A 10,895-nucleotide genomic window follows, 5' to 3' on the forward strand; every position below is an offset into this window, starting at 1 on the left:
TTTGAATCTGCGCTATGAATACACCTAACTTTTTCAACTAACTACAAATGTGTCGCACTTGGGATTTGAATCTGCGTATATTTAAAACTAAAACACACCATAAAAAGAAGAATATGATGTCATTTGTACACTCTGCTTCAACATACAGTACCACGGTTTTTATGCAAGGTCTGCGCAAACAATTGCAGCAAGCAGAACTGCAACATAACTTTTATGTCAGTGATGCACTGCAAACCGTGAACTTTGATAATAGTCCACAAAGCCTATTACGTCTGGATCAGTTCTTCTTTGCCTTTAAAAAACATCTGGGGACTTTAGCACCAGACTTTAGCAAGACCCTGCAAAAGCTGAATACCGTACTATTCATCACCAGTCATATCGGATTCTTCATTTGCTCTGAACTAAGCTATCCGGAACACTGGCTTAGTCTGGAAGAGCTGAATATGTTTCCTGTTACACCAACCACTGTCCTAACAGATCCACAGTATTATTTTGGTCTGGATATCGGTGGACAGATCGTATTTCCAATTGATTATGTACTGAAACATTTTTTTACTACAGAAACCACTTCCAGCATTAGTGAAGATATCCACGCGCTGATTCATAAGCTGCAGAACCAACAGCAAATAGATTTACAGCAGAATACGCTTTCTGACTATAGCTACTATTTTAAGTATTGTTAATGTGTAAATGAGGCATAAAAAAAGCTCCCGATTTGGGAGCTTTTTTCTGCTTTAGCTAAAATTATTTAGCGTATACAGGGAATTTTGCACACACTGCTTCAACTTTCGCTTTTACAGTGTTGATCACAGCTTCGTCACCTTTGCTGTCCAGGATGTCAGCGATCCAGCCAGCCAGTTCACGAACTTCTGCTTCACCGAAACCACGAGTCGTTACTGCTGGAGTACCGATACGGATACCAGAAGTTACGAATGGAGAACGTGGGTCGTTTGGTACAGAGTTTTTGTTCACAGTGATGTGAGCAGCACCTAACCAAGCATCAGCGTCTTTACCAGTGATGTCTTGTTTGATCAGAGATAATAGGAACAGGTGGTTCTTCGTACCGCCAGAAACAACGTCATAACCGCGTTCGATCAGCACTTCAGCCATTGCTTGCGCATTCTTAACCACTTGTTGTTGGTAGGCTTTGTATTCAGGTGCCATTGCTTCTTTGAAGCAGATTGCTTTCGCAGCAACCGCGTGAACCAGAGGACCACCTTGGTTACCTGGGAATACAGCTGATTGAAGTTTTTTCTCGATTTCTTCGTTTGCTTTCGCTAGGATCAGACCTGAACGTGGACCACGAAGTGTTTTGTGAGTCGTAGTTGTAGTTACGTCAGCGATTTGCACTGGGCTTGGGTAAACGCCAGCAGCAACCAGACCCGCAACGTGTGCCATATCAACAAACAGATAAGCGCCCACTTTGTCCGCAATTTCACGGAAACGCTGCCAGTCTACGATTTGGCTGTATGCAGAGAAACCAGCCACGATCATTTTTGGCTTATGCTCAAGTGCCAGACGTTCAACTTCTTCGTAGTCGATTTCACCAGTTTCTGGGTTCAGGCCGTATTGAACTGAGTTATAAGTTTTACCAGAGAAGCTTACTTTCGCACCGTGAGTCAAGTGACCACCGTGAGCCAGGCTCATACCCAGAACAGTATCACCAGGGTTCAGTAAAGCCAGGTAAACTGCAGAGTTCGCTTGAGAACCAGCGTGTGGCTGAACGTTAGCGTAATCAGCACCAAAAAGTTCTTTAGCACGGTCAATTGCCAATTGCTCAATTACGTCTACATATTCACAACCGCCGTAATAGCGTTTGCCTGGGTAGCCTTCTGCATATTTGTTAGTGAGTTTTGATCCTTGTGCTTCCATTACTGCAGGTGAGCAGTAGTTTTCAGAAGCAATTAACTCGATGTGCGCTTCTTGGCGAGCATCTTCGTTCGCGATTGCTTGAGCTAGTTCTGGATCAAATTCAGCAATAGAGATATTGGCAAACATTAGCGAGGTCCTATTAAATTAGGGCTTTTAAGCCGTGCTAAGATTGGCGCGTATTGTAGCATGAACTTTGCCATTTTCGATCATGAACTTTATTCAGTTTTTGATAAATTTTGCGCATTTTTGGAGAAAAATCTGGCAAAGCCAGTAAAATCAAATTATTGAATTGCTTGTGAAGATTTTTATTACTTAAACTTTAAAATCCTGGCTGACTATTTTTTAACTTTATATGCCTAGTGAATTCCCTCGCCCTACTCCAAACCCGGCTGATTTTATCAATTACATTTTTCTGAGCATTCTTATGAAATCTCTTTTCTCTCATCATTTTTTACATCCTATAATTTTTACTAAAAGAAATGCTGTTTTTGATGATTTCACCCATGAAAACTGTATTCATCTTCTTGCAGCTTAGCTTTACTGCCCTTTATAGTTACAGTATTCAATCTCTCACGTCACGGTAAAAACGCATGCAGGCCATTATTCTTGATACTGAAACTCATACTCTTAACGGTCAGCCGATTGAAATTGCTTATGCGCCTGTAGAGATTCTCGATCATAAAATCAGTCTGGATAAAAGCCGCTTGTTTGACCAGCTATATCGCTGTGATGAACCGATTTCTTTTGCTGCCATGGCCGTACACCATATTCTGGAATCAGACCTGGAAGGTCAGCCGCATTACAGCAACTTTAGCCTGCCTGAAGAAACCACCTATATCATTGGTCATAATATTGACTATGACATCCGTGCCATTGAGAAATGCGGTGTAGATACCTCGAAGATTAAAGCCATCTGTACCCTTGCCCTGGCGCGCCGCGTCTGGCCAGATGCCGAAGCACACAATATCTCTGCCCTGATTTATATGATTACCCGTGGCAGCGACCGTGCCCGTGAAATGATCCGTAAAGCGCACCGTGCCGATATGGACATTATCCTGACCGCGAATATCCTGATGCATATCGTGCATCACCTGAAAATCAGCAGTATTGAAGAACTGTATGAAGTGTCCGAAGATGCGCGTATCCCACGCACGATTAACTTTGGTAAGCACCGTGGCACTGCCATTGCAGAACTGCCACAGGACTATGTGCAATGGTTATTGCGTCAGGAAGACCTCGATCCATACCTACGCAAGGCGTTGGAGAATAACGCGATTCTGACTTTATAACGGTTTCTATATTACTCCCTGAATATTAGATTCAATACTCAGGGATATTTTTTCCATTCAAGAAATTCAAATTTTTTTAAATATTCATCGCTTAATTCCTCAGAATTTTAGTCTTTAAAACTCTTAACTCATTATTTTTTAGAATTAAAAATATATGATTTATAAACTAAGTTATTATTTTTATTAAAGTTCAATAATTATTCCTACAAAAATTAAGTCAATCTTAGACTTTCGCGTGATGGAAAGCATCTTCAGACAGGTTCATATAGAAGTGATTGAAATTACTCTGATCACGTTCATGCAATACTATCTCGAATTTGATGCCTTTGATAATCCCATGCAGCTCAGCAAGGTGGGCAACTGGGTCATTACCTTTGTCAGTGCTGCCGATGAACTTGAGAATGTCCAGCTGGCGATTACCTATGTCCTGCCTCGCCAGATGAGTGATGAGCTACAGCCACGACGCGTACTGATTCATAAGACTGAAAATGAACAGCAATGGCTGATTCAATATATTGAATGTTTTGACAGTCAAAATAATAAAGAAGTCCAACTACCCCCTTCAGATGAACTGGCACAGCAAACCCTGCAACAGATTCTGGATGAATTTGACCGTTATGATGTCAATGTCCAACTCATTTCTGTTGAAGCTTAAATCAAACCTAGCCCACTATCGTGGGCTTTTTTAGCTTTCTATACATTCTCTAAATAAAGTGTAAATACATCAATTTCTGTAAAGCAAATTTCATTTTATAGAGATTCATCTGCTCTCCCAGATTTAAAACATTCGACAAAAATAAAGCCCATCATCAGATGAGCTCTATCGGTTTTAATCGTGATGATTATTGTGGTGCGGTTTTTAACAATGCTGCCAGCGAATCATGTTCCATGATCCGGTAAATACAGTCATTGCGTTCACTGTTAAACAATAATTCAATGCTTGGCCGGATAATTTCACCATCGACCATAATATATTCAACCTGTTGAACAATACGGCGGGATGGGTCAATCTCCTTGGCACCTTCATGCAGCAATGCTTTCGCGTCAAGAACCTTGCCATACTGGTTTTTGACTTTTACATCGATCATTTCATCTGTCATCGTCCTGCCCTCCCTTAATTCTGATTCTACGATTTCTGCATTTGATTTCTTATAGCACAGTTATGAAAAAGACAAAGGAGGAAAAATGTAAGTATTTTTAGCAGGATAAGTTAAATTAAATAATATAAACTTAGAATCAAATAGATAATTTAAGAGAATTTTCCAGACTCAAAATTGCAGTTACATACAATATTTATTGCCTCATCTTTTCATGAAAATTTTGACATTAAAAAGCCCGCATCGCTGCGGGCTCTGTGTTGGATGGCTAGTGCTAGATTTATTGTCGGAACCGAAGTTCTGACTCAACTAACTGTCATTGATCCGTACAACTAAATGGTAGCGTCGTTTGGTTTTTGACCTACCGTGAGTACAATATAGATCGCATAAATTGAGGGAACAATACCCTTTTACATTTCTAAAAGTAGATTTATACAAATTTTAAATTGAGTTTTTTATTAAATCCGCTAGTCTTTCAGACTTCCGAAATCACGCATTTCAGCGCAAAATAGCCTGTCTTTTCTTTTTGCTTTTCCTCATGACCTGGCAACTGATATTAAGTGATCTGTATCGCTATTGCGGTAACACTTCATCAAAATCTTTCATCAAGAATTATCTGTTTAACCGAGGCTTTAACTTTAGCTTCTGGTTACGTCTGGCTGCTTCAAAATCATGGATTGCCAAACTGGCTTATCCGATTTTTTATTACAAGAAAAAGAAATACGGCATCGACATTCATTGCACCACGCAAATTGGTTATGGGCTGTATATCGGTCATGGCGGGCCACTGGTGGTCAATCCAACCACGATTATTGGCAATAACGTGAACCTGTCCCAGTTCACTACCATTGGGGCTAACGGTGGCCGGCAGGCGGCAACTATTGGCGACAATGTCTATATCGGCCCAAATGTCTGCATTATTGATGATGTCAAGATTGGCAATAATGCCACCATCGGTGCGGGCAGTGTCGTGACCAAGGACATTCCGGAAAATGCTACGGCAGTCGGTAACTACGCCAAGGTGATTCATTACAATAATGCTGGCACTTCAGTAAACCGTCGCTGGTCTATTCCCAAACCATAATTTTCACGATACTGGATTAGAAAAAGCTGATCTGATCCAGATTCTCTTTCACAATCTGCAACCAGGCCTTTGCAGCCGGTGTCATCGCGACCGTTGTATTCCAGGCCATGCTAATAGTCCAGCGCATGGATGGATTTTCCAGCACACTGATACTGAATTTTTCCTGATCCAGCTTTTCGCAGTAAATCTTGGGAAGCAAAGTAATCCCGACATCCAGATCCACCATTTTGGCAATAAAGTCCCACTGGCTGCTTTTACAGACAATATTAGGCTCAAAACCCACCTGATGGGCCGCCTGAATAATCATGGGATTGAGTCGAAAGGTATCATTAAACAGTAAAAAAGATTCTTCTTTCAGTTCAATCAAGGAAACCGTTTTCCGGTTTTTCCAGGCTGAAGTCTTGCGTGACAGCAGACACATCGGTGAATCGATGATCGGGATACTGTTTAAATTCGGCGGCAAATGTCCGAGCAAAATCCCCACATCAATCTTTTTCGCCAGAATCGCATCTTCAATCGCATTCGCGCCAACTTCAAAAAAGCTCAGTTCGATATTCGGATACTGTTTATGGAATTGGGCGATCAGCCGGCTAAATAAGGTCGAACCGATCGGTGGCAAACCAATGGTTAGTTTGCCCTGTTTAAGTTGCTGGATTCTCGTGACTGTTTCAAATATCCGTTGCTGTTCATCCAGAATTGTCAGTGCATGCTGATAGACCTGCTCGCCGATATAGGTCAATGCCGTATCGCGCTTCCGTCCAGCCTGCCCTTTATGAAAAAGTGGCGCACCAATTTCTTCTTCCAGGGTATCAATTGCCTTAGAAATGGTCGGCTGGGTCACCGAGATTTCTTCAGCTGCCAGACTGAAGCTTTGCAGCTGCACGATCTTCACAAAAATATTCAGGCTTTTAAGATCCACCAATTATTCCAATTCAGCATAATTTTAATTTTATTATTCATAATATAAGTAATCGGTCAATTTTAAAATATAACCATAGTTTCAAGATATTGTGATTCATTATGCTGAACAAAACTAAATGGGCCCGGATTGGCCTGATTATTTTTCAGCTTCTCCTGCTGATTGCCATCTGGGAAATAGGCGCGCTTATCCAGCAATGGCTGGATTTGCCGATTTCTGGCGGCGTGATTGGTCTGTTTCTGGTATTGGCTGCCCTACTTAGCGGCGTGTTTAAACTGCAGTGGATTAAAGCAGGTTCCAGCTTTATTCTCGGTGATCTGGTACTGCTATTTGTACCTTGTGTGGTCGGTGTCATCAAATATAAAGGCCTGTTCCTGGCCCAAGGCTGGCAGTTGGTGCTGGCTGTCACCCTTGGTACCATCCTGGTCATGGTCATCACCGCTTATACCGTATTCTGGGGCTTTAAGCTGGAAGCAGCCTGGAAAGCCAAACGTGAAGTCAGCTTGCGGGAGGCTGAACAGAAATGAATACTGCTTCCCTGCTTTGCGTCATGGCCACCATTGTCTGTTATATCCTGGCGAAAAAGCTGTACCGTAAATTTCCCTATTTACTGCTGAATCCAGGGCTGTTTGTGCCATGTGTGATTATTGTCGGCATGAGCCTGTTTCATGTCTCTTATGAAACCTATATGCAAGACAGCAAATGGATTATGTGGATGCTAGGGCCAGCCACTGTGGCTTTTGCAGTGCCAATTTATGAATACCGTAAAGTGATCCGGCAACATGCTTTTTCAATCAGTCTCGGCATTGTGGTAGGCATGATTGTGAGCGTGATTAGTTCCTTCTATCTGGCCAAATTGTTCCAGTTTGATCAGGAAACAACGTATAGCTTGATGGCCCGTTCCATTTCAACGCCTTTTGCCATGGAGCTGACGTCCAATATTGGCGGCTCGGTTGAACTGGTGATTCTGTTTACCATGATTACCGGAACAGCAGGTGTGGTATTTGGTGATTTACTATTAATAGCGATGAAGCTGAATTCCCATTTTGCTCAAGGTGCTGCTTTTGGTAATGCTGCCCACGGTTTTGGTACCAGTAAAGCCTTTGCCCGCCATGAAGAAGAAGGTGTTGCTGCTTGCCTGACCATGGTACTTGCCGGGGTGTTTATGGTGCTGGTTGGACCTTATCTGATCCGTTTTACAGTTGCCATTCTCTAGAATATTTCATTAAAAAAACCAGCTTATCAAAGCCGGTTTTTTTAATTCAGGATATACAGGAATTAACCTGGAATCATTTCCGAGATTTCTTCACGTGACCAGATCCGGTGTTTCATAATCAGTTGTTTCAGCTCAGGTGCAACAGCCATAAAGTCCTGATGGGTTAAGGTGCCTTCATCTGCGACCAGACCGAGTGTATTGATCAGGTCAGCTTTCTCACCAAGCAACACAATTGGCTTCAAGTGTACATAAGCTTCGATAATATAATGTTTGGCTGTACCATCTTTCAGCACCTGCTCATAGTTGTCACCATCCACCATGACGACTGCATCATAAAGTACTGAAGGCTCACCGCGCTGCATACCGTCAGCCATCACTGTGGCATTGGTATTACTCACCACCGGCGCCGGGGTTGGTGCTAGCACTTCTGCAATGGCACTTTCCTCCTTGGCCCATGCTAATACAGCATCGACATTGGCTTGATTCACTTTATCATGAACCAATACGGCAATTTTCTTACCTTTAATGTCTGGTGCCGGGAAGGCTTCCAGCGAGATTTTTTTCGATGGTGTCACTTCTGGCAATTGTACATTTAGCTTTTCCGGGGGAATCACAATACCTAATTTGGTCGCCACCTGTTGAGCCAGATCCAGATCGATATTGCACAGTATTTCCAGTACTTCACGCTCACGAATTTGTACGCGCTGCACCTTGCTCAACTCAAATACATAGGCATTCACTGTATGGCGCTGCTCGTACGGGGTCAGGCTACGATAGTACAGACGTGCCTGGGTGAAATGATCACTGAAGGATGCACTGCGTTCGCGGATTTTACGGCCATCGATGCGTTCAGCATAACTTTCAAAACCCCCATTGGATGCTGCAGGTGTGGTTTCAGTTGGCCAATTGTTGTCGATCGAGTTTGGATCATAAGACGCCTGTCCACGATGAATCGCACGCTGGTTATAACCATCACGCTGATTATTGTGGAATGGACATACCGGCTGATTAATCGGAATTTGATGGAAGTTCGGTCCACCCAGACGAATCAGCTGGGTATCGGTATAGGAGAAAATTCGCGCCTGCAATAATGGGTCATTGGAGAAATCAATACCCGGTACGATATGTGCCGGACAGAAAGCCACCTGCTCGGTTTCGGCAAAGAAATTGTCAACATTACGGTTTAGGACAAAGCTGCCTATCGGAGTCACTGGCACCAGTTCTTCAGGGATAATTTTTGTGGCATCCAGCAAGTCGAAATCAAACTTGTGCTCATCTTCTTCAGGCACGATTTGTACGCCCAGTTCCCATTCCGGATAGTTACCTGATTCAATCGCATCATATAAATCACGGCGGTGGAAATCCGGGTCACGGCCCGCCAGTTTCTGTGCTTCATCCCAGGTTAGCTGGGTCAGACCTTGCTTTGGCGTCCAGTGGAATTTTACGAAGACAGCCTCGCCTTCCGCATTGATCATACGGAAAGTATTGACGCCAAAGCCTTGAATTGAACGGAAGTTACGCGGAATAGCACGGTCCGACATCGCCCACATCACGGCATGCGCAGTTTCAGGCACTAAAGAAACAAAATCCCAGAAGGTATCATGTGCTGTTTGTGCAGTTGGAATCTCCGTATGCGGTTCCGGTTTCATGGCATGCACGAAATCCGGGAATTTGATCCCGTCCTGAATAAAGAACACCGGTGCATTATTTCCCACCAGGTCATATACCCCTTCTTGGGTATAGAACTTCATGGCGAAACCACGGATATCCCGTACTGTATCAGCTGAACCACGCGGCCCCTGTACAGTAGAGAAACGCACAAACATTGGCGTTTCACGCTCGGTATCGGTCAGGAAAGCGGCCTTGGTAAAACGCTCATTACCCGGATAGGCTTTAAATACGCCATGTGCCGCAACACCGCGCGCATGCACAATACGCTCAGGGATTCTCTCATGGTCAAAGTGGGTCATTTTTTCCTGAAAGATAAAATCTTCCAGCAAAGTTCCGCCACGACTACCCGCCCTTAGGCTGTTCTGGTTATCTGCAATTTTCACCCCCTGGTTAGTCGTCAGTGCCTGACCAGTGGCATCACGGCGATAGGCATCCAGCTGGGCATTTTTTTCATTGTGATTGTTTAAATCTGGGCGATCTGTGCCTGCTAGCTCACTTTTAGACTCTTTCATGTGATTTCCTTATTATTGCTGTTCAGATAAAAACCTGCGGCTCGGCGCTACTGTTTCTATCTTGTTTTATTTAAATCTCGACGAGTTCTCACTCTCATTTGAAATAGTGTTATGACTGATGAAGTGCCCATCTAAAATACTATGTGGTTTGCAGAGGTGTTGTAGCGCTTTGTGACACTGTGTACTGATCGCTTAATCTTTCAGGAGTGGTCTGTATGCTATGTAGCAGATTGATGATCTCAATATCTCTTCATGTTATTTTCGAAAGTAATGATTTTATTTATGTTGTTATAAAACAGCTCTTTATAAAATATTTATATATTAATTTAATTTTTTATTGATTATTTTGATAATAAGAGTATGATGAAACTCAAATACAAAGTGTTGTCATTTAATTATCTTTAAGTCTCGTCGTTTTTAAGTTTTTATTAGCATTCGTTTTTTCAGATTATCATTTCAATTCTTTTCTATTTGCATCCTGTTTTCGTTTATTTAATTCGAAAAATATTACAATTCAAAAGGTTATATTATGTCTAATACCGTAACTGGTACCGTAAAATGGTTCAATGAAACTAAAGGTTTCGGCTTTATTCAACAAGAATCTGGTCCAGATGTTTTCGCTCATTTCCGTGAAATTAACAGCTCAGGCTTTAAAACTTTATTCGAAGGTCAACAGGTTTCCTTCAGTATTGTTGACGGTCAAAAAGGCCCCAATGCCGTAAATATTATTGCACTTTAAGTCGTAATATTTCGATCAGGGAGCCTGATGACAGGCTCCCTTTTTATATGTTTAAAATTCTGATTTTCTCTTATTGGCACAATAGGAAAAATTATTAAAATAATAGGTAACACAATGAATCAATTTAACAATTTAATTGCAAAAGCCGCGAATGGCACCGAAATTCTTGTTTCTCTCATTCCTTTAAATAAACAGCAAAATACCCATCAGGGCTTTAAGTGGGTCGAAGTAGGTAAACGTGTTTTACTTGAATCTGGAAATATCGTAGATCTCAATCTGGATGGCCGTTCTTTTTATACCAAGAGCAATGAGCTGTTTAAGTTTAAAGAGCGGATTTGCTAATTGTCTCGCTATAAGTAATAAATTCTTAAATGCCATCTTTTAGAGATGGCATTTGTGTATCTATATTCCTATTAGGGAAATAGCTACTAACCTTAGAACTAAGCTTTTTAATTAGAAAAAATAATAAAGAAGATGGTGCGCTCAGCGTGCATCT

The 10,895-nt window shown here is 42.1% G+C and carries 12 protein-coding genes; 8 read left to right on the forward strand and 4 right to left on the reverse strand.

What is annotated here, in order from left to right; all coding sequences use genetic code 11:
- The first annotated feature begins 116 nt into the window (after positions 1-116).
- Positions 117-683 carry a hypothetical protein gene (locus tag GW12_RS13570; protein WP_052127932.1) on the forward strand — a complete coding sequence of 189 codons (567 nt, stop codon included), beginning with the start codon at positions 117-119 and terminating at the stop codon, positions 681-683.
- Between the two features lie 61 nt (positions 684-744).
- Here GW12_RS13570 and glyA read toward each other — a convergent pair whose 3' ends face one another.
- Positions 745-1,998, reverse strand: a complete 1,254-nt coding sequence (gene glyA / locus GW12_RS13575; RefSeq protein ID WP_034588520.1) for a serine hydroxymethyltransferase — start codon at positions 1,996-1,998, stop codon at positions 745-747.
- 464 nt (positions 1,999-2,462) lie between these two features.
- On the opposite strand from glyA, the gene GW12_RS13580 reads away from it, so the two are divergent.
- Positions 2,463-3,161: a DUF3820 family protein gene (locus GW12_RS13580; RefSeq protein WP_034588521.1), complete on the forward strand. Its 699-nt coding sequence runs from the start codon at positions 2,463-2,465 to the stop codon at positions 3,159-3,161.
- A gap of 298 nt (positions 3,162-3,459) precedes the next feature.
- Positions 3,460-3,816 carry a hypothetical protein gene (locus GW12_RS13585; RefSeq protein WP_034588542.1) on the forward strand — a complete coding sequence of 119 codons (357 nt, stop codon included), beginning with the start codon at positions 3,460-3,462 and terminating at the stop codon, positions 3,814-3,816.
- A gap of 187 nt (positions 3,817-4,003) precedes the next feature.
- Here GW12_RS13585 and GW12_RS13590 read toward each other — a convergent pair whose 3' ends face one another.
- A complete protein-coding gene (locus tag GW12_RS13590; RefSeq protein ID WP_052127933.1) occupies positions 4,004-4,261 on the reverse strand; it encodes a hypothetical protein in 258 nt (85 codons plus the stop codon).
- Between the two features lie 535 nt (positions 4,262-4,796).
- On the opposite strand from GW12_RS13590, the gene GW12_RS13595 reads away from it, so the two are divergent.
- Positions 4,797-5,342, forward strand: a complete 546-nt coding sequence (locus GW12_RS13595; protein ID WP_034588523.1) for a serine O-acetyltransferase — start codon at positions 4,797-4,799, stop codon at positions 5,340-5,342.
- A gap of 16 nt (positions 5,343-5,358) precedes the next feature.
- On the opposite strand, the gene GW12_RS13600 is transcribed toward GW12_RS13595, so the two are convergent.
- Positions 5,359-6,261: a LysR family transcriptional regulator gene (locus GW12_RS13600; protein WP_034588526.1), complete on the reverse strand. Its 903-nt coding sequence runs from the start codon at positions 6,259-6,261 to the stop codon at positions 5,359-5,361.
- Positions 6,262-6,362: 101 nt separating this feature from the next.
- Here GW12_RS13600 and GW12_RS13605 point away from each other — a divergent pair, with 101 nt between their 5' ends.
- A complete protein-coding gene (locus GW12_RS13605) occupies positions 6,363-6,788 on the forward strand; it encodes a CidA/LrgA family protein (protein WP_034588529.1) in 426 nt (141 codons plus the stop codon).
- Positions 6,785-7,477, forward strand: a complete 693-nt coding sequence (locus GW12_RS13610; RefSeq protein WP_034588531.1) for an LrgB family protein — start codon at positions 6,785-6,787, stop codon at positions 7,475-7,477. The genes GW12_RS13605 and GW12_RS13610 overlap by 4 nt, the downstream gene beginning before the upstream one ends.
- A 62-nt stretch (positions 7,478-7,539) precedes the next feature.
- Here the strand turns inward: GW12_RS13610 and katE are convergent, their stop codons facing one another.
- Positions 7,540-9,660, reverse strand: a complete 2,121-nt coding sequence (gene katE, locus GW12_RS13615; RefSeq protein WP_034588532.1) for a catalase HPII — start codon at positions 9,658-9,660, stop codon at positions 7,540-7,542.
- Positions 9,661-10,189: 529 nt separating this feature from the next.
- Here katE and GW12_RS13620 point away from each other — a divergent pair.
- Together GW12_RS13620 and GW12_RS13625 are read left to right on the forward strand one after the other, a co-directional pair.
- Entirely contained in the window at positions 10,190-10,399 is a 210-nt protein-coding gene (locus GW12_RS13620; RefSeq protein ID WP_034588533.1) for a cold-shock protein, read from the forward strand.
- 114 nt (positions 10,400-10,513) lie between these two features.
- Positions 10,514-10,741 carry a hypothetical protein gene (locus tag GW12_RS13625; protein WP_034588536.1) on the forward strand — a complete coding sequence of 76 codons (228 nt, stop codon included), beginning with the start codon at positions 10,514-10,516 and terminating at the stop codon, positions 10,739-10,741.
- Positions 10,742-10,895 lie beyond the last annotated feature (154 nt).

It is taken from the genome of Acinetobacter sp. HR7 (assembly GCF_000773685.1).
In the GTDB taxonomy this organism is placed as follows: Bacteria; Pseudomonadota; Gammaproteobacteria; order Pseudomonadales; family Moraxellaceae; genus Acinetobacter; species Acinetobacter thermotolerans.

What these genes read in the sequence shown, in the direction of transcription:
- GW12_RS13610 (WP_034588531.1), top strand. Translation starts at nt 6,785, where the DNA reads ATGAATACTGCTTCCCTGCTTTGCGTCATGGCCACCATTGTCTGTTAT.
- GW12_RS13580 (WP_034588521.1), top strand. Translation starts at nt 2,463, where the DNA reads ATGCAGGCCATTATTCTTGATACTGAAACTCATACTCTTAACGGTCAG.
- glyA (WP_034588520.1), bottom strand. Translation starts at nt 1,998, where the DNA reads ATGTTTGCCAATATCTCTATTGCTGAATTTGATCCAGAACTAGCTCAA.
- GW12_RS13590 (WP_052127933.1), bottom strand. Translation starts at nt 4,261, where the DNA reads ATGACAGATGAAATGATCGATGTAAAAGTCAAAAACCAGTATGGCAAG.
- GW12_RS13595 (WP_034588523.1), top strand. Translation starts at nt 4,797, where the DNA reads ATGACCTGGCAACTGATATTAAGTGATCTGTATCGCTATTGCGGTAAC.
- GW12_RS13605 (WP_034588529.1), top strand. Translation starts at nt 6,363, where the DNA reads ATGCTGAACAAAACTAAATGGGCCCGGATTGGCCTGATTATTTTTCAG.
- GW12_RS13585 (WP_034588542.1), top strand. Translation starts at nt 3,460, where the DNA reads ATGCAATACTATCTCGAATTTGATGCCTTTGATAATCCCATGCAGCTC.
- katE (WP_034588532.1), bottom strand. Translation starts at nt 9,660, where the DNA reads ATGAAAGAGTCTAAAAGTGAGCTAGCAGGCACAGATCGCCCAGATTTA.
- GW12_RS13625 (WP_034588536.1), top strand. Translation starts at nt 10,514, where the DNA reads ATGAATCAATTTAACAATTTAATTGCAAAAGCCGCGAATGGCACCGAA.
- GW12_RS13570 (WP_052127932.1), top strand. Translation starts at nt 117, where the DNA reads ATGTCATTTGTACACTCTGCTTCAACATACAGTACCACGGTTTTTATG.
- GW12_RS13620 (WP_034588533.1), top strand. Translation starts at nt 10,190, where the DNA reads ATGTCTAATACCGTAACTGGTACCGTAAAATGGTTCAATGAAACTAAA.